The sequence below is a fragment of the Oscillospiraceae bacterium genome (assembly GCA_025757685.1).
Taxonomy (GTDB): domain Bacteria; phylum Bacillota; class Clostridia; order Oscillospirales; family Acutalibacteraceae; genus CAG-217.
This window is the reverse complement of record CP107220.1, coordinates 948546-967293: the sequence shown is the minus strand read 5'-3', so window position 1 is coordinate 967293 and position 18748 is coordinate 948546. Positions and strand designations below refer to the sequence as shown.

12 protein-coding genes are annotated in these 18748 nt (G+C 51.7%); 10 read left to right on the top strand and 2 right to left on the bottom strand.

Annotation, left to right across the window (positions count from 1 at the left end):
• Nucleotides 1-2: 2 nt before the first annotated feature.
• The 6 genes from OGM59_04430 (at nucleotide 3) to OGM59_04405 (ending at nucleotide 10327) form a co-directional block, all read left to right on the top strand.
• Nucleotides 3-4286, top strand: a complete 4284-nt coding sequence (locus OGM59_04430; protein UYI91710.1) for a hypothetical protein — start codon at nucleotides 3-5, stop codon at nucleotides 4284-4286.
• Between the two features lie 11 nt (nucleotides 4287-4297).
• Nucleotides 4298-4441: a hypothetical protein gene (locus tag OGM59_04425; GenBank protein UYI91709.1), complete on the top strand. Its 144-nt coding sequence runs from the start codon at nucleotides 4298-4300 to the stop codon at nucleotides 4439-4441.
• Between the two features lie 273 nt (nucleotides 4442-4714).
• On the top strand, nucleotides 4715-6064 hold the full coding sequence (gene gdhA, locus OGM59_04420; protein ID UYI91708.1) for an NADP-specific glutamate dehydrogenase: 1350 nt from the start codon (nucleotides 4715-4717) through the stop codon (nucleotides 6062-6064).
• Between the two features lie 238 nt (nucleotides 6065-6302).
• Complete coding sequence (locus OGM59_04415; protein UYI91707.1) at nucleotides 6303-7577, top strand: fibronectin type III domain-containing protein; 1275 nt, start codon at nucleotides 6303-6305, stop codon at nucleotides 7575-7577.
• A 34-nt stretch (nucleotides 7578-7611) separates the two neighbouring features.
• A complete protein-coding gene (locus OGM59_04410) occupies nucleotides 7612-8931 on the top strand; it encodes a fibronectin type III domain-containing protein (GenBank protein ID UYI91706.1) in 1320 nt (439 codons plus the stop codon).
• An 82-nt stretch (nucleotides 8932-9013) separates the two neighbouring features.
• Nucleotides 9014-10327: a DUF2974 domain-containing protein gene (locus OGM59_04405; GenBank protein UYI91705.1), complete on the top strand. Its 1314-nt coding sequence runs from the start codon at nucleotides 9014-9016 to the stop codon at nucleotides 10325-10327.
• Between the two features lie 40 nt (nucleotides 10328-10367).
• Here the strand turns inward: OGM59_04405 and OGM59_04400 are convergent, their stop codons facing one another.
• Nucleotides 10368-10973, bottom strand: a complete 606-nt coding sequence (locus OGM59_04400; GenBank protein ID UYI91704.1) for a TetR/AcrR family transcriptional regulator — start codon at nucleotides 10971-10973, stop codon at nucleotides 10368-10370.
• Nucleotides 10974-11105: 132 nt separating this feature from the next.
• Nucleotides 11106-11525, bottom strand: coding sequence for a hypothetical protein (locus OGM59_04395; GenBank protein ID UYI91703.1), 420 nt, complete (start codon nucleotides 11523-11525; stop codon nucleotides 11106-11108).
• Nucleotides 11526-11691: 166 nt separating this feature from the next.
• On the opposite strand from OGM59_04395, the gene OGM59_04390 reads away from it, so the two are divergent.
• The 4 genes from OGM59_04390 to carB all read left to right on the top strand — a co-directional run bounded on the left by OGM59_04390 (nucleotide 11692) and on the right by carB (nucleotide 18746).
• Nucleotides 11692-13056 carry an MFS transporter gene (locus OGM59_04390; GenBank protein UYI91702.1) on the top strand — a complete coding sequence of 455 codons (1365 nt, stop codon included), beginning with the start codon at nucleotides 11692-11694 and terminating at the stop codon, nucleotides 13054-13056.
• A 156-nt stretch (nucleotides 13057-13212) separates the two neighbouring features.
• Nucleotides 13213-14490 (top strand): dihydroorotase, encoded by a 1278-nt coding sequence (locus tag OGM59_04385; GenBank protein UYI91701.1) that lies wholly within the window; start codon nucleotides 13213-13215, stop codon nucleotides 14488-14490.
• Complete coding sequence (gene carA / locus OGM59_04380) at nucleotides 14474-15568, top strand: glutamine-hydrolyzing carbamoyl-phosphate synthase small subunit (protein ID UYI91700.1); 1095 nt, start codon at nucleotides 14474-14476, stop codon at nucleotides 15566-15568. Before OGM59_04385 ends, carA begins: the two co-directional genes overlap by 17 nt.
• A complete protein-coding gene (gene carB, locus OGM59_04375) occupies nucleotides 15561-18746 on the top strand; it encodes a carbamoyl-phosphate synthase large subunit (protein ID UYI91699.1) in 3186 nt (1061 codons plus the stop codon). Before carA ends, carB begins: the two co-directional genes overlap by 8 nt.
• The last annotated feature ends 2 nt before the right edge of the window (nucleotides 18747-18748 follow it).

Sequence of the window (18748 nt, the reverse complement as noted above, 5' to 3'; positions counted from 1 at the left end):
CTATGCGCAAAAAATTAACCGGCAAACGGCTGCTTGCAGTTTTCCTTGCAGTGCTGATGGCGCTCACTTGCTTTACTGCTCTGCCTTTTGCTGCTTCTGCCGCCACCCCGGCAACTTCTGCCGGCGGTAAGTATGTTTTTGCCTATTTTACCGGCAACAATACCAGTGAACAGAAGATTCGTTTTGCTGTTTCTGACGACGGCTACAACTTTACTGCCATTAACGGCAACCGGCCTGTTGCAGAGCAGACTACCGGCACCGGCTGTGCCCGTGACCCATATCTGTTCCGTGGTCAGGACGGCTACTTCTATATGGTAGCAACGGATATGGATGCTTCCCTTGGCTGGTGGGATGTGAACGACGCTATGACCGTGTGGCGTTCTGCGGATCTGGTAAATTGGTCCGAGGAGTCTCATATCTCCATTAAGGATGTGAAGAATGCAGACGGCACTCCTGCTTTGCCTGCCAATGAAACTGTTCATTGCTTTTGGGCGCCTCAGGTGATCTGGGACGCTTCCACCGGCAAGTATATGGTGTATTTCTCTCTGTCCACCTCCAGCTTTACCGGCGGTTCGGAACAGAAGATTTATTATATGCTTACGGACAATCTGATGGATGTGACCCATTACAGTGCGCCTCAGTTGCTGTATAAGAATCCCAATGGTGACGCCTCTATTGATGCGGATATCATCTACGATTCCGCTAACGGCATTTATTATATGTATTATAAGAATGAGGCGGACGGGGAAAAGACCATCTACTATGTGTCCTCCACGGGTCTGAAAGACGCGGAGCAGTATTCCGCCTGCACGCCTGTTAAGGTTTACAACAGCCGTTCCACAAAAATGGAGGGGTGCAATTCCCACTTTATTACCGGCACCAACACCATGGTGATGCTGGCAGATGAGTACGGCAACAGCGGTCACTATCTGGCGTTCCAGTCTACGGACTTTAAGAACTTTGAAAAGCTCACGGACAGCCAGTATACCTTAAACCAGCTGTCTCCCCGCCACGGCTCCGTGCTGGCCATTACCGATGAGGAATATAATACCATGCTCAAGGCCCAGCGCTCTACGGATATGCGCTATCGCTTTGACTCCGACCTAAACTTGACCTCTGACTGGACCTATACCAAGCAGACGGATTCCAGCGGCTACACCTATGAGTACCAGATGAACAAGGCCGGCATTGCAGAGCAGGGCGGCAAGCTGTGGCTCAATCAGGGCCAAGTGTTCGTCAATGACCCGGTGATTCAGGCACTGATGAAAACGGACAGCTTTACCGTGTCCTTTAGTCATACCCGACAGACGGACGATAACGACCTAGGCACCAGCGGCACCGTGTTTGCACTGGCTGCTGCGGACAAGGACTTTATCCGCCTGGGCTGCGACGGCACGCTTTCCGTTTATTCAGGCGGTACAAATAAGACCGCTGCCCAAAAGGTGACCGTACCTGCCGGCCAAGAGGCCAATTATACCATTTCTTATAATGGCAAAGAAACGGTTCTGTATGTGAATGGCAAGCTGGCTGCCACGGTTGCGGGCGTGATCGACGCCCGGGAAGTGGCCGACGGCGCTGCATTTTATGTTGGCCTTGGCTATTCTGACGCAGCCAACAAAGATAACGCTGTTCGTATGATCGGCAATTACGGCAACTTGCAGTTCTCTGCCACTTCTGCCCAGGGCACCCAGTCTGAGCTGACTACGCAGGTGGCTGCCTTTGAGGCACTGCTGCAAGGCGGCAAGCTGTACACCAACGCTTCTGCCGCTTACGCTGCTTATGTGCAGGCCAACCGTCTGCTGGACGCTGCCCGTTACGGCGGGGCCGATGTGTCTGCTGCCCGGCTGAAAGCAGCCACGGACGCACTGATTGCCGGTATGGCTGCCATGCAGGAATACACCCGGCCCCAGATGGGCAAGGGCTACTTTGGCACCACAGAGGCCACCGACGGCTACACCGATGTGCTGTACAGCACCAAGGATTATGTGTACAGCGGCGAGACCACCGCTGACAGCTATCAGAGCGTCGGTTATGTAAACTTTAAGATCGCAAGTCCCAGCACCACCGTGCTGCTGAAAAACGGCGACAGCAATCCCGGTTTCCCGGTGGTTGTGGAGAGTAAAAAGATAGAGAACAGCAGTGGCAGTATCTTCAACAAAAAGACCACTTACGGCAAAATTGCTTATGTTGCACCCCTGAGCAGTGACCTGATGCTCAGCCACCTGTGGTATGGTTATGCGGAAGGTGCGTATAGTACCTGGCCCGGCAAGACCGCCACCAGCAACAACGCCACCTTTGGTCACCAGGCGGGCACCACGGCAGATATGACTGCCAATCAGGATAATACCGGTACTTCTCGTTTCTGGAACAACCAGGCATTCCTGAACCCCACCTTCGGCACCAATGAATATGCCAAGACCTACACCGGCTTGCAGTTCACGGCTAAGGTGATCGGTAACCGGAACAATGAGAATACGGACAACGCAGCGGAGAACCTGACCCTGAACAGCACCCAGTACGTGCTTAATTACACGCCCCTAGCAAATGCTGTGGCCGGTCTGGACACCACCACCCAAAAGCAGGTAGCCGCCCAGTACAAAGAGGGCGGGCTGGCAGATCTGCTGGCCAAGGCGGATACCGTTAGCGGTGTCAACCCGGCAGCTTATAACTATGCCTTTGATCTTGCCGGTGCAGTGACCGGCTATCAGGCTGACGCAGACGCAGCGATGACTGCTTATAACGCAGCTACGGTAAACACCGCTGCCGATGTTTATACCAACTTGCGCACGGTAATGGACAACTGCATGAGCACCTACGCCGTAGGCAACACGGTGCTGGATAACGGTTCTACCAAATATGTAGCCGCTTTGTGGAGCGACTTTGTACAGGCTTATCAGGCAGCGCAGAGCGCTTTTGTCGACCTGAAAGATAATGACTATAAAAAGGACGGCAGTGCCCTGCAAACCTTGGCCGATCACTTGCAAAAGGCGTATGACGCCCTGTGCGGTTATGGTGCATACGAGGCACTGGACAGCGCAGTCAGCCGGGTAAAGACTGTGGTGGCTGCCGGTAAGGACGGCTACTATGCCGCCGACAAGTACCAGGCACTGGAGCAGGCTTTGACCGAAGTGTTGGCTACCGCCTATACCAATGACGGCACCGCTTATGCGCTGAGCGAAAAGCAGCAGGCTACCATTGATGCTTGCACGGCTCAGCTGCTGTCCGCCTATACCGACTGTATGTATAGCAACCGGTTTAAGGTGACCTTTATTGCAGACGGTCAAACGGTCAGCACCGATTCTTGCGACGCCAACGCCGCCGTGACCTTGACTGCGCCCAATGCCACCAACGGCACCTGGACCGTCAACGGTGTAACCGTAGCAGGGGAGGGCGCCAGCTACACCTTTGAGGTGGTGGCTGACAGTACCGTGACCTTTACCTCCGCTGCCAAGGCAGATACCGTGACGGTGACGAACCTGTCCGCCTTCGGTGACAGCGTGTACAGCCAGTATGCGGTGACTGCGAACAAGACCCTGTCTACCGTACTGGCAGCAGCGCCTGCCCGCACTTTGGTGGGCTACCACTTGGACGGCTGGCTGGTGAACGGCAAAAACGCCGCCAAGCTGGATGGCAGCCTGGCAGTGACCTCCTTTGCCAAGAACGGCACCGTCCTGATCAAACCTGTGTACAGCGCCAATGCAGGTACATACACCTTTGACGCACCGTATACCCTCACTTCCGACGCAGCGGACTTCCTGTGCTGGGCGCTGCCGGTAGACGGCAACACCTATCGTGTGGTCAGCTACTCTGCCACCTACAACTGCTACGCTACCGGCGCCAAGAGCGACTTTGTGGCAATCACCCAGTCCAACTTCAATCAGTACACCCTGCAGGGTGTGACTTCCATTGCCCAGTTACAGCAAAAGGCCCCCATTGCTTCCCTGCGCGGCGCTGCGGAAGATGCTTCTTCCCAGAACGGTCAGGTGTGGAACACAGAGATCGGCAAGCTGACCTTTGTGGCGCAATACACCCAGGGCGCAGACCCGGCCTATACGGTCACTGCCTGCGGTTTGGAGTTTAATAATGGCTCAGATGGTAAGGGTGCCAAGACGGTGATTACCAAGTCCAACAGCCAGACGGACAGCTGTCAGTACCTGATCAGCTACACCTTCAGCAATCCGGCAGGGCAGACCTACTCTGCACGCAGCTATGTGGTTTACACAGACGGGCAAGGCCAGCGCCATACCTCGTACAGTCCCTGGACGAATGTGACTTTGGCAAAATAAGGAGAAACAGTATGAAGAAACTGAAATATATCAAGCCTGAGGCGGAAGTGGTACACTTCCATCTGATGGACGGGGATCTGTACACGCTGTCCGGCGGTCAAAACGGAAACGAAACCGGCGGCGGCAGCGACCCCTTTGACGACAGCCAGTTTTAATGGCAACCTTGCAGACGGCAGCGCTTTTGCTGCCGTCTGTTTTTATGTCTAAGACAAAAATGTGAAAGACCGTGCGCATAAAATACAAAACTCTTGGCGAATAACGCATAAAAATAGAGAAAATCACGAAAAAATAATAAAAAAATCGTGAGTAATCGCTCACTTTTCTGTTGCAATTTGCATTTAATGATGTTATGATGAATTTGGCAAGGAGTACTGGACAGAATTCTGTTTCTGTTCAGTACCAAATTATAACTGCCTGGGGGATTTTGTATGAATGCATATATTCAAAGCGTAATTGATACCGTTAAGCGCCGGGATAATGCCAAGCCTGAGTATATCCAAAGCGTGGAAGAAGTGTTTAGCTCTCTGACACCGGTGATTGAGCAGCACCCAGAGTATGTGGAGGACGATATTCTTACCCGTATGGTGGAGCCGGACCGACTGATCACTTTTCGTGTGGCTTGGGTGGACGACGACGGCAAGACCCGTATCAACCGAGGCTACCGTGTGCAGTTCAATTCATCCATTGGCCCGTATAAGGGCGGCTTGCGGTTCCATCCCAGCGTGAACTCCAGTATTATGTATTTCCTTGGGTTTGAACAGACCTTCAAGAACAGCCTGACCGGCCTGCCGATGGGCGGCGCTAAGGGCGGCTCGGACTTTGACCCTCGGGGCAAGAGCAAGGGTGAGGTTATGCGCTTTTGCCAGGCGTTTATGACAGAGCTGTACCGGCATATCGGCCCCAATGTGGATGTGCCTGCCGGCGATATTGGCGTAGGCACCCGGGAGATCGGCTTCCTGTTTGGTCAGTATAAGCGTATTTCTGATGCATTTGAGAACGGCGTGATCACCGGCAAGGGCCTGTCCTACGGCGGCTCTTTGATTCGCCCGGAGGCCACCGGCTACGGCGCGATTTACTATACCTGTGAGGTGTTTAAGCACCAGCACGATGATATCAAGGGCAAAACCTTTGTGGTTTCCGGCTTCGGTAATGTGGCCTGGGGCGCGATTAAGAAGATCACTGCGCTGGGCGGCAAGGCGTTGACCATCAGCGGTCCGGATGGGTATGTGTACGACCCGGACGGTATCGCCACGGAGGAGAAGATCAATTATCTGCTGGAGATGCGGGCCTCTGGTCGCGACCGCGTGCAGGACTATGCAGACAAATTCGGCGCAGAGTTCCACCCGGGAGAGAAGCCCTGGGGCGTTAAGGGCGATGTGATCCTGCCTTGCGCTACCCAAAACGAGGTGACATTGGAGGACGCCAAGAAGATCGTTGCCAACGGCGCGAAGTACTACATAGAGGTATCCAATATGCCCACCACTGCGGACGCCCTCAATTACTTAATGGATCAAAAGAATCTGATCGTTGCACCGTCTAAGGCTGTCAATGCCGGTGGCGTTTGTGTGTCCGGTTTGGAAATGAGTCAAAACTCCCAGCGCCTGTCTTGGACGGCGGAGGAAGTGGACGCCAAACTGCACCAGGCGATGATCAATATTCATAAGCATTCCGTAGAAGCCGCAGAGCGCTACGGCCTGGGCTACAACCTGGTGGCCGGTGCCAATATCGCCGGTTTTGAAAAGGTTGCAGACGCTATGCTGGCGCAGGGCATTTATTAAAATTCAATTTTATCCCATAAATTTGTAACCCCCGGTACGCCTTGTACCGGGGGTATTTAATTGGCAGTTATTGCTAAAATGTACCGCAAATGTTTGTGTGAATTGTATAATGAATTTTTATTGTAAATGTGTTATTGTTTAGTTGAGAATAAAGAATGAAGAAATGATAAAGTTGGAGGTGATTTGCACATATTTTGTGTTGCTGTTTCATTAACTGACAAAAAGGAGAGAAGAACAAATGAAAAAGACATTATCTGTATTTTTAAGTTTTGTAATGCTGCTTACCTGTCTTTGCGTAGGCGGCATATCTGCTCAGGCGGCGGAAAAGAAGACAAAAATTACATATTTATATGAGCCGGAAACGCAGACGCTGTATATTCGCGGTAAGGGCGTGATTCCGGAGAAATTCCTGGGCTGGGATACTTTTCAGTATGAAGATTATTTGGAAAGCGAGCTGTATGCGCAGGAGGGCTATGTATTGTCTTGGCCCGAAGACGATGGTGAAATTCACACCTTTAGAAGTCGCGAAATGGACGATGAAATCAATTTGCGCAGAATTTATCCTGAACCGTATGTGTCCATTACTCGTCATGTGAAGAAACTGGTGATCGAAGAGGGGATCACAAGAATTAGCCGATTCGCGTTTAGCTATTCTTTCCCCAATCTGCAAAAAGTGGTATTCCCATCTACTTTGCGGAGTATCGCTGATTGTGCATTTGCTATTTGCAAGATGGATTGTGTAGTATTCCCCGCCAATTTAGAGACTGTTGATAATTTCGCTTTTGATGCGAATGTATCTAACTGTATTTTCCTCGGCAAGAAGACAAAGGTAAGTGATCTGCGAGTCGGCGACCTTGCAAAGCATGTCTATTGCTACGCCGGTTCTGCTGTTGAAAAGCAGTGTAAGGCAAACTTGGCTGATAAGAATCCGGATATTCGAAAAGTAAACTATTCAACCATCAAAACGCCGGCGCAGGTGAGTGGTGTAAAAGCCGGCACCACCGGCAGCACGGTAAAACTCACCTGGAAAAAGGCCAAGTACGCCAATCGGTACAAGGTGCAGCGGTATGTGGCCAGCCAAAAGAAGTGGAAGACTTATGCCACTGTTACCGGCACTTCTTACACCTTTAAGAATATGGCCGGCTCTACCAATTACCGCTTCCGAGTAATTGGCGTGAACCGCATTTGCGACGCAGACTTTAGCGGCAAAGCCAGTAAAGAGTGCAAGGCCAAGACCAAGTTCGGCAAGGTGCTGGGCGTGAAAGTCAGCGCCAAGAACGGCACGCTGAGTGCCAAGTGGAACGCTGTGCGAGAAGCGAAAAGTTACCAGGTGTATTACGCTACCAAGAAAGACGGCAGCTACAAGAAGCTGGGCACTGCCTCAGGCACTTCCTTTAAGAAAAAGGTCACCAAAGGCAAGACCTACTATGTAAAAGTCCGTGCAGTTAAAAAGAACAGCAAGGGCAAAACCGTCTACGGCGCGTACTCCGATGTAAAGTCCGTGAAAGTATGAGTATAAATTAAAACAAGAAAGAGAGGTGCTTGTTATGAAAAAAACATTATCTGTATTTTTAAGTTTGGTTATGTTGCTTAGTTGCTTGTGCTTTGGCAGTATAACTGCCCAGGCGGCTAAGGTGAAAGCGGATAATTTAACATCACTTTATGACGCTGACACACAGACACTGTATATAAAAGGCAAAGGCAAAATTCCAGCGTATTACATGGGCTTTAGCGGGAGAGAATACGACAGCTATGTAACTGAAAAAGATTATATATCGGACGCCTCCATAACCATTCGTAATCCTAATGGCGATATTGCCGAAGTGATTACGGATCCAAATGATCCGCGTTTGCAGGAGCTTATTATACGCCGCACTTATCCCAGTTGGTATGTGGATATTACCCGTCATGTGAAGAAACTGGTGATCGGCGAGGGCATTACGGAAATAGGTGCAGCTGCTTTTAGTGGCTCTTTTGACGCCTTAGAAAAGGTTGTGCTGCCCAGCACATTAAAGACGATAGACGATTCGGCACTGTGTAATTATAGTTTAAAAAGTATTGTAATACCTGCGTCTGTTGGTTATTTGAATGATAGATTTTTGCGCAACTATCAGGGCTGCGATGTAATCGGTGATGCGACAATTGTCATAAAAGGCAAAAATACGCATTTTCAAGAGGACAGAAAAGGCGACATCAGTTTAGTAAACTATAAAATTTACTGCATGCCCGGCTCAAGAATGGAAAAGCAGTGCAAGAAATACAATAAAAACAATAAAAACAATTCTTTCAAGATCGACTATAAAGTTATCAAAACGCCGGCGCAGGTGAGCGGCGTAAAAGCCGCCACCACCGGCAGCACGGTAAAACTCACATGGAAAAAGGCCAAGTACGCCAATCGGTACAAGGTGCAGCGGTATGTAGTCAGCCAAAAGAAGTGGAAGACTTATGCCACCGTTACCGGCACCAGCTATACTTTTAAGAACATGGCCGGGTCTACCAATTACCGCTTCCGTGTAATTGGCGTGAACCGCATTTGCGACGCAAACTTTAGCGGCAAAGCCAGTAAAGAGTGCAAGGCCAAGACCAAGTTCGGCAAGGTACTTGGCGTGAAAGTCAGCGCCAAGAACGGCACGCTGAGCGTTAAGTGGAACGCCGTGCGGGAAGCGAAGAGTTACCAGGTGTATTACGCTACCAAGAAAGACGGCAGTTACAAGAAGCTGGGCACTGCCTCAGGCACTTCCTTTAAGAAAAAGGTTACCAAAGGCAAGACCTACTATGTAAAAGTCCGTGCAGTTAAAAAGAACAGCAAGGGCAAAACCGTCTACGGCGCGTACTCCGATGTGAAGTCTGTATATGTAGATTGGTAAAATCGTTGCGGCGGTCGGGCGTGTGCTTGACCGCCGCTGCTGCGTATGTTAAAATGAAAAAAATCCTTTTGGCGGTGATTTTATGGCCCATTATGAAGCCTATATTGCCCGGTATGGCGACCGGGATTTTAACGAAATGCCCTTTAATGAGGTAGATGGGCTGATCTTTTCTCAGCTGGCGTATGTGGACTATGCGGGGATCGTTGGGGGCGCAGACGCCCAGTTCCAGACCCTGCTGGACGATGCGGCGCGGCAGTATTTTGCTCTGCACCCGGCGGAGGAGATCGACAATGAGATCGGCATTGTGCAAAAGGCGATTTATCTTTTGCAGCTGTGTGCAGACACGCGCCGTTACGGCAACACCCGGCTGTCCGCTTATGTGAATAATGTAAACATCAAGATCGACAAGCAGTTTTCCGCCGTTGGCTTTCACCTGAACGACGGCAGCCTGTTGGTGGCGTTCCGAGGTACGGATACCAGCATTACCGGGGTGAAAGAGTCGGCTATGCTCAGCTATATGTTCCCGGTGCCGGCCCAGATCGAGGCGTTGTACTATTTTCAAGAGACGGCGTCTCTGACCGAGGGCGATGTGCGGGTGTGCGGCCACTCCAAGGGCGGCAATTTGGCCGTTTTTGCCGCCGTGTCCTGCTCCAATTCACTGAAAAAGCGCATTCGAGGCGTGTATGAATATGATGCTCCCGGGTTCCCGGAGCCTATGGTGCACCGTTATGACTACCTGGAAATGCGGGACCGTCTGTTCTCTTATGTGCCGGAGCGGTCGGTGATCGGCTGTCTGTTGGAGCACAATGCAGATACCAAGATTGTACAAAGCGAGAACGAGGGCTTAAAGCAGCACCAGGCTGCCTCCTGGGTGGTGGAGGACGACCGCTTTTGCTATGTGCCCAGTCGAGACGAGGCGTCTCTGTTTATTGAAAAGTACATCAAGATGGTGATGGACGATGTGGGGCCGGAAAATATGGAGACGGTGTTTGAGACCCTGTTTGACTTTTTCGAAAGCGCCGGCATTACCGATTATGAGGCTCTGCGGAGCTTTGACGCCGGGGATATGCTGCGCACGCTGTACTCCGTGACCGGCATTACCGAGGATCAGCGTCACCTGCTGGAGCATACATTGAAGTTGGCGGTGAGCGATTTGTCCCGCCTGCTCTATAAAGAGAAGATTGAGAGTTACATTAAGCGTCTGGACGCGGTGATTGCCCCGGAGGAGGCAAGCCGCACCAAATCCGGTTTGCGCCGCACTTCGCGAGAGAAGAAAGAACCGGCCGATAAAGAGAAAAAAGAAAAGGAAGAGAGAAAAGAGCCAAAACCGAAAGAAAAGGCGAAGAAAGAACCAAAGCAGAAGAAAGAAAAGCCGGAAAAGCCGGCAAATAAATAGGCAAAAGCCGCTGACAAGTGTCGGCGGCTTTTGTATATTCTTAATTCGATTCGTCTTTGGGTTTCAGATACTGGTTATTATACTTTTCAAGAAATAGCAGTACACTTTGCTTGAGCACTTCTATCTGACTTTTCAGATAATACTCATCCTCAAACATAGCATAGTGCACACTGGCGCGCACAAAAATAAAGATCAGCGGCGTGATGACCGTATAGGGAATGCCGATCTTCGGCTCCAGCTCTTTTGCGTACTGGGTGTAACGCTCGTTGACCCCCTGAAAGAACTTCTTGCCGTGTTCAATGTACTTGGGCAAGGTGTAAACCTGGTACATCAGGCGATATTTTTTGCCGTGCTTTTTGGCGGTCCAGTAGGGAACTTCCTCAAGAAACCGCATTACATCTTTTGGGTCTGTGGGCGCCATGGCCAAAAAGTCGTCCTCCACCTTGGACATACAGTAGGCGGTGGAGTCGATAATCAGCTCGTCCAAATTCTTAAAATAAACATACAGGTTGGCTTTGGTGCAGCCGCAGGCTTCTGCCAGCGCCTGGGTGCCGGTTCCGGTTAATCCGTTTTCCGCATAGCAGGCAAAACATTTTTCCATCATTTCCTGCCGTTTCATATCATGCTGTTGAGGAATTCGCTTCATTGCTTGTTGCTCCTATGAGATAAATCCATTCGATTACTTAGGATAGCATATCTTGTCAAAAGAAGCAAGTCACTTTCTGTGAAAAAAGGGACGGTACACAAACCGCCCCTTTTTTATAGAAGATTTATAGGCTCAAACGCGAGTCACCTGAAAGCCGGTACAAGCATAGGCAGTGTCCGTAACCGGGTACTGCTTAAAGAACTGATATTGGGAGTAAGAACTGGAAAGAATCTCTCTGCCGTCCTCCTCAATGAACTCCACAATGTGGGGCACAAAACGCAGCGATTCAATATCCTCCGGGGTACAGCCCTCGTGGTACTCGGTCATTAACGCTGTGAACTCCTCCTTGGTAAACGCCTTTGAGACGATTCGCTTTGGGTCAATGGGCGCAAACAGGGGAGAAATGATAAAGCGAGTCTTGCCCACTTTTAATGTGACGCAGTCGGTGAGCACCAGTACATCTTTTCCGCTTGCCTCCAAGGCTCCCAAAAAATCGCTCTTTAAGGTCTTGTAGTCACCGGGCAGAATCAGGTAAGTTTTGCGGTCTATCATCGCGGGTCCTCCTTAATGGCTATGACAGGTTGTGTAATGGGCAAATCATTGGAAATTGTAAAATAATTTTGTTCTATTTTACTATATTCTCTTCACAATTTCAATAGAATGTGGTAAAATAAGCCAAAGAATAGGGCAACTCTATTCTGTTTTAGGGGGAATGACTATGAAAGCAAAGAATCCGGGCGCTTTGTCAGGGCGCACCTGGACCTCCATTCTGCTGTTTGGGCTGATCGGCCAGATTGCCTGGGTGGTAGAGAATATGTATTTCAGCCGTTTTATGCAAAATGAGATTACCCGCGCGCCTTATGCCACTACGCTGATGGTGGCGTTCTCCGCACTGTTTGCTACGCTGTCTACGCTGCTGGGCGGCGCCATCTGCGACCGTACCGGCAAGCGCAAGGTGTTTATCACCTGGGGGTATGTGATCTGGGGCTTTACCATTATGGCCTTTGCCTTGATCCCTATGCAGCCGGCGCCGGATAAAGTCAAGGCCATGGTGATTTTGGTGGTTGTCATGGACTGCGTGATGTCTGTGATCGGTTCCATCAGTAACGATGCGTCCTTTAATACCTGGATCACAGATATAACGAATACCGCCAACCGCAGCAAGGTAGATACCATTTTGGCAGTGCTGCCGCTGCTGGCCATTGCCGTTGTGTTTGTTGGCTTTGACGGACTGACCAATGCCGCTGCCACTACCGACGACTGGAAAAAGTTCTTTATGCTCCTGGGTATTATTCCCACTGTCGGCGGCCTGATCGGCGTGTTCTTGATGAAAGACAAGCCGGGTCTGCAAAAAAAGACGGACGGTAATTTTCTGGCCGACTTTGTGTATAGCTTAAACCCGAAAGTCATCAAAGAAAACAAGTTGCTGTATGTTTGTCTGTCCGGCAATATGGTGGCGGCTATTGCATACCAGATCTATGTGAACTATTTGTTCAATATTATTGAGGGCACGCTGCAAATCAAGGACTATATTGTCCCGGTGGCTATTATTGGCCTGGCGGCGGCCGTAGGCTCCGTTTTGGTGAGTACCGCTATGGATAAAGTGGGCAAAAAGCACTTTTTCTATCCCACCATTATTGCCGGGATCATCGGCTGCGTAGTTATTTGGAGCGCTAAGTTTTTCGTAGGCAAAAACCTAAAGGCGGAACTGGCGATTTTAATTGTCGGCGGCATTTTGGTGATTGGTGTAACCCTGGTGATGGCAGGGTTGTTTACCGCTTCCTATCGGGACTGCATTCCAAAGGGCCGGGAGGGTCTGTTCCAGGGCTGTCGTATGGTGCTGTATGTGTTGGTGCCTATGATTATCGGACCGCTGATTGCCCAGTTTATTATCAATCGGTATAATAAAGGCGTTACAGACAGCGCGGATATTGTGTATCCCATGGAGCTGTTCTTGGGTGCCGCCGCGGTTATGGTGTTCTGCTTTATTCCTGCCTCTGTTGTGCGCAAAAAGCAGGATGCGGTGCATGAAAAATTGCTGGAAGAAATGAAAGAGGAACAGGCGCAATCGTCCGCAAAATAAATGCCGATAAGCCCTCTCCCCGGAGGGGGCTCGCGCATTGCTTTTGCGGCGACGGAATTCACCGTTTTGTAATCAAATTATGTCTTGACTTTAGGTCTTGTGTCCAGTATAATATCTGTTTAGAACGAACAGCAATTTTGATGGAGAGTACAGAATATGACATTGCTTATTCAGAACGCGCGCTGCTGGAACGGCGGCGGGTTTCATACGGCAGATGTCCTCTTACAGGGAGGCAAAATAAAGTCCCTCGGCACCTCCATTTCCTCTGATGGGGTCAATGCCCTTTTTGACGCAAGGGGTCAGTATTTCCTTATACCGGGTTTCGTTGATGTGCATGTGCATCTCCGTGAGCCCGGTTTTTCTTATAAGGAGACCATTGCCACCGGGTCCGGGGCGGCAGCTGCGGCGGGTTATACCACCGTTTGCGCAATGCCCAATCTGACCCCGGCGCCGGACACCCTGGCTCATTTGGCAGAGGAACAGGCGATCATTGACCGGGATGCCAAAATTCAGGTTTTGCCCTTTGCCTCTATTACCAAGGGGCGCAAAGGTAGTGGCGAATTGGTGGATTTTGAAGCGCTGTCACCAAAGGTGGTGGGCTTTTCCGACGATGGTTGCGGTGTGCAGGACGAGGCCTTAATGCGAGAAGCGATGGTGCGATGCAAGGCGCTGAACAAGGTGATCTCCGCCCACTGTGAGGTCAACGATCTGCTGAATGGCGGCTACATTCACGACGGCGCTTATTGCAAGGCGCACGGTCACCGGGGCATTTCTTCCGCCTCTGAGTGGAAGATGATTGAGCGGGACTGCCGCCTGGCGTCGGATACCGGTTGTCGTTACCATGTGTGCCACATTTCCACCAAGGAGAGCGTGGAAGTGATTCGAGAAGCGAAAAAAAGCGGCGTGCCCGTCACCTGCGAGACCGGTCCCCACTACCTTGTTCTGTGTGATGAGGACTTACAGGAGGACGGTCGGTTCAAGATGAACCCGCCCTTGCGCAGTCGCAGCGATAGGGAAGCCCTGTTAGAGGGTGTAGCAGACGGCACGGTGGATGTGATCGCCACCGACCATGCACCTCATAGTGCTGCGGAAAAAGAGAAGGGTCTGTCCGGTTCCGCCATGGGTATTGTGGGTCTGGAAACGGCATTCCCGGTGCTGTACACCAAGCTGGTGCGCACCGGCGTGATGACCTTTGAAAAGCTGATTCAAATGATGGCCGTGCGGCCAAGAGAAATATTTGACCTGCCGGTTGGCGAGATTGTTACCGGCGCACCGGCGGATCTGTGCCTGCTGGATACGGACTGCAACTGGACGGTAGACCCGGACAAGTTTGTGACCATGGGCAGGGCAACGCCTTTTGCCGGTTGGCAGGTGCAGGGCAAAAACAGATTGACGGTATGGAGAGGAGAAGTAGTATATGAAGCCTTACGATAAGCAGTTGGTTCTGGAGAACGGCAAGCAGTTCTTTGGCTACGGCTTTGGCGCAGATAAGAGTGCCATTAACGAGATCGTGTTTAACACCTCTATGGTGGGGTATCAGGAGATTGTTTCCGACCCCAGTTATACAGATCAAATGGTTGTGATGACTTACCCGCTCATCGGCAACTACGGTATGACCGATGAGGATTATGAGACCAAGATTCCCACCATGGGCGGCCTGATTGTGCGGGAATACAACGATCAGCCCTCCAATTTCCGCTATACCAAGACCCTGTCTGAGGTGCTGGAGGAATATGGAATTCCCGGTATCAGTGGGATTGACACCCGCATGCTCACCCGCATCATTCGAGACGAAGGCAGCCAAAAAGTGGGCATCTTCCCGGCGGATATGCCCTATGACAGTGCCTTGTGGCAGGTGAAGAATTACACTATTCCCACAGATATGGTATCTCGGGTCAGCTGCAAAAAGCGCTGGTATTCCCGCACCCCTAACCATAAGTACGATGTGGTAGCCATCGACTGCGGGATAAAGCTGAATATTATCCGCAAGCTGAACGAAAAAGGCTGCAATGTGACGGTCGTGCCTTATGATACCACAGCGGAGGAGATCCTGCGTATGCATCCGGACGGACTGTTCCTGTCTAACGGTCCCGGTAACCCGGAGGATGTGACCCCGGTGATCGAAGTGGTGCGGCAGCTGAAGGGCAAGCTGCCCATCTTCGGCATTTGTCTTGGGCACCAGATGATCAGCCTGGCGCTGGGAGCGAAGACCTTTAAGATGAAGTTTGGCCACCGGGGCGGTAACCACCCGGTGAAGCATTTGGAGAACGGCAAGATCGAGATCACCTCGCAGAACCATTCTTATGCGGTGGATGTGGCCTCCCTGGCCGGCACGGAGCTGGAGCTGACCCACATGAATCTGCTGGATCGCACAGCTGAAGGTGTGGCCTCCCCGGAGAACCGGCTGTTCTCCGTGCAGTACCACCCGGAGAGCGCACCCGGTCCCCAGGACAGTGCCTATTTGTTTGACCGGTTTATTGATTTGATGGAGGAGGCGCAGAACCATGCCTAAGCGTACAGATATTCATAAAGTATTGGTGATCGGCTCCGGTCCCATCGTTATTGGCCAGGCGGCGGAGTTTGACTATGCCGGCACCCAGGCCTGCCTTGCCCTGCGTGAGGAGGGCTATGAAGTCGTGCTCATCAACTCTAACCCGGCTACCATTATGACCGATACGGATATTGCCGATAAAGTCTATATGGAGCCACTGAATTTGGAATATGTGGCGCGTATTATTCGTCATGAGCGCCCGGACGCTATCTTGCCTTCCTTGGGCGGCCAAACCGGTCTGAACTTGGCGGTACAGCTGGCGAAAAAAGGCGTTTTGCAAGAGTGCGATGTAGAAATTCTCGGCACCAGCTTTGAGTCCATTGAGCGGGCTGAGGACCGAGAGCTGTTTAAGGAACTTTGCCAGGGACTGGGGGAGCCAGTGCTGCCCTCAGAGATCGCAGAGACCTTGGAGGACGGTCTGCGTGCTGCTGCAGAGATCGGTTATCCCGTTGTGCTGCGCCCGGCCTTTACCCTTGGCGGCACCGGCGGCGGCTTTGCGGATGATGAAGAAGAGTGCCGTGTGATGCTGAAAAATGCCTTGGCTCTGTCACCGGTGCACCAGGTGCTGGTGGAAAAGAGCATTAAGGGCTATAAAGAAGTAGAATATGAGGTGATGCGGGACGCCAACGATACCGCCATTACCATTTGTAATATGGAGAATATTGACCCGGTGGGTATCCATACCGGCGACTCTGTGGTGGTGGCTCCTTCTCAGACCCTCACCAACAAAGAGTACCAGATGCTCCGTGATTCAGCTTTGAAGATCATTCGGGAGCTGAAGATCGAGGGCGGGTGCAATGTACAGTTCGCGCTGGACCCTCACTCATTCCAGTATTATCTCATTGAGGTGAACCCCCGCGTCAGCCGTTCCTCTGCCTTGGCTTCCAAGGCCAGCGGTTATCCCATTGCCCGGGTCAGCGCCAAGATTGCCGTGGGTATGCATTTGGACGAGATTCCTATTGCCAACACCCCCGCTTCCTTTGAACCTACCCTGGACTATGTGGTCACCAAGATCGCCCGGTTCCCCTTTGACAAATTCGCCGATGCCAACAATACGCTGAACACCCAGATGAAGGCCACCGGCGAGGTGATGAGCGTAGGTCGCACCATGGAGGAGAGCCTGCTTAAGGCGGTGCGCTCCCTGGAGATTGGCGTTTGCCATCTGTATATGAAGAAGTTTGACGCTTACAGTCAAGAGGAGCTGCTGGACTATATCCACACCGGCACCGATGATCGGCTGTACGCCATTGCCCAGCTCATCCGGCTGCGCTGCGATTTGAACCGCATTTATAATGCCACGAAGATTGATATGTGGTTTTTGGAAAAGTTCAAGAACATTGTGGACTTTGAGGCGGTATTGCGAGCCAATCCCCGGGATGAACAGACCTTACGGGACGCCAAAAAAATGGGCGTGTCCGACAAATATATCGGCCAGCTGTGGGGTATGACGGAGGCGGAAGTCTTTAACCTGCGCAAGTCGATCAAGCTGTTCCCGGTGTATAAGATGATCGACACCTGTGCCTCTGAGTTTGACTCCTATGTGCCGTACTTCTACTCCACCTATGAGGAGGAGAATGAGTCCGTTGTATCAGATAAAAAGAAGATCGTAGTGCTTGGCTCCGGCCCCATTCGCATCGGTCAAGGCGTGGAATTTGACTACTCCACCGTGCACGCTATTTGGTCCATTCGGGACGCCGGGTACGAGGCAATTATCATTAATAACAACCCGGAGACCGTGTCTACCGACTACACCACCTCGGACAAGCTGTATTTTGAGCCGCTGACGGTGGAAGATGTGATGAATGTGATCGAGCTGGAGCAGCCCCTGGGCATTGTAGTGTCCCTTGGCGGTCAGACCGCCATTAACCTGGCGCCTCCGCTGGACGCGCTGGGTGTGCCCATCATCGGCACCGATGTGGCTGCCATTGACCGGGCAGAGAACCGGGACAGCTTTGAAAAGGTAATGGAAAAACAGGACATTCCCCAGCCTAAGGGCCTGGCGGTCACGGATATTGAAGAGGGCGTGCGCGTTGCCGCCTCCATCGGTTATCCTGTGCTGGTGCGCCCCTCCTTTGTATTGGGTGGTCGTGCCATGCAGATCGTTGCCAATGAGGAGAGCCTGCGCCACTACCTGCAAACGGCTGTGGAGATTAACACCGATCAGCCGGTGCTGGTGGATAAATACATTATGGGTAAAGAGCTGGAGGTGGACGCCATCTGTGACGGCACAGATGTGTTCATTCCCGGTATTATGGAGCATGTGGAGCGCACCGGCGTACATTCCGGCGACTCTATCAGCATCTACCCCACCTTCTCCGTCAGCCAGGCGGTCAAGGACAAGATTATTGATTATACCGTTAAACTGGGTACGGCCATCGGCATTGTGGGCCTTTACAATATCCAGTTTATTGCAGACAGCAACGACGATGTGTATGTGATCGAGGTGAATCCCCGTTCTTCCCGCACGGTGCCGTTCCTGTCCAAGGCCACTTCCGTGCCTATGGCGCACATTGCCACCCAGGTGATCCTGGGCCACAGCTTAAAAGAGCAGGGCATTACGGATGTGTATCCCACGGAGAAAAAGCGCTGGTATGTGAAGGCGCCTGCGTTCTCCTTTAGCAAGCTGAAAGGGATGGACACTTATCTGTCCCCGGAGATGAAGTCCACCGGCGAGGCGATCGGTTACGACAAGAGCCTGACCCGCGCTCTTTATAAAGCGTTACAATCCAGCGGGCTGCATGTGTCTAACTACGGCACGGTGCTGGTGACCATTGCGGATCAGGACAAGCCTACTGCGCTGCCGTTGATCCGTCGGTTCTACGACCTGGGCTTTAATATCGAAGCCACCGAGGGCACCGCCAAGTACCTGAAAGACCACGGCATTCGCACCCGGGTGCGGCAAAAGCTCACTGAGGATGACAGCGACGAAATCTTGATGGCACTGCGCCAGGGGCACATTGCCTATGTGATTAACACCATTGATATTAACCACGGCGACAGTCACTCGGACGGCTCTGAAATTCGCCGGGCTGCGGTGGAAAACAATGTGACCATGTTCACTTCGCTGGACACGGTAAAGGTGCTGCTGGATGTGCTGGAGGAGATCACTCTGGGCGTGTCTACCATCGACGCGGAGTAAGC

What these genes read in the sequence shown, in the direction of transcription:
- OGM59_04405 (UYI91705.1), top strand. Translation starts at nt 9,014, where the DNA reads ATGGCCCATTATGAAGCCTATATTGCCCGGTATGGCGACCGGGATTTT.
- OGM59_04395 (UYI91703.1), bottom strand. Translation starts at nt 11,525, where the DNA reads ATGATAGACCGCAAAACTTACCTGATTCTGCCCGGTGACTACAAGACC.
- gdhA (UYI91708.1), top strand. Translation starts at nt 4,715, where the DNA reads ATGAATGCATATATTCAAAGCGTAATTGATACCGTTAAGCGCCGGGAT.
- carA (UYI91700.1), top strand. Translation starts at nt 14,474, where the DNA reads ATGAAGCCTTACGATAAGCAGTTGGTTCTGGAGAACGGCAAGCAGTTC.
- OGM59_04430 (UYI91710.1), top strand. Translation starts at nt 3, where the DNA reads ATGCGCAAAAAATTAACCGGCAAACGGCTGCTTGCAGTTTTCCTTGCA.
- carB (UYI91699.1), top strand. Translation starts at nt 15,561, where the DNA reads ATGCCTAAGCGTACAGATATTCATAAAGTATTGGTGATCGGCTCCGGT.
- OGM59_04400 (UYI91704.1), bottom strand. Translation starts at nt 10,973, where the DNA reads ATGAAGCGAATTCCTCAACAGCATGATATGAAACGGCAGGAAATGATG.
- OGM59_04415 (UYI91707.1), top strand. Translation starts at nt 6,303, where the DNA reads ATGAAAAAGACATTATCTGTATTTTTAAGTTTTGTAATGCTGCTTACC.
- OGM59_04410 (UYI91706.1), top strand. Translation starts at nt 7,612, where the DNA reads ATGAAAAAAACATTATCTGTATTTTTAAGTTTGGTTATGTTGCTTAGT.
- OGM59_04385 (UYI91701.1), top strand. Translation starts at nt 13,213, where the DNA reads ATGACATTGCTTATTCAGAACGCGCGCTGCTGGAACGGCGGCGGGTTT.
- OGM59_04390 (UYI91702.1), top strand. Translation starts at nt 11,692, where the DNA reads ATGAAAGCAAAGAATCCGGGCGCTTTGTCAGGGCGCACCTGGACCTCC.
- OGM59_04425 (UYI91709.1), top strand. Translation starts at nt 4,298, where the DNA reads ATGAAGAAACTGAAATATATCAAGCCTGAGGCGGAAGTGGTACACTTC.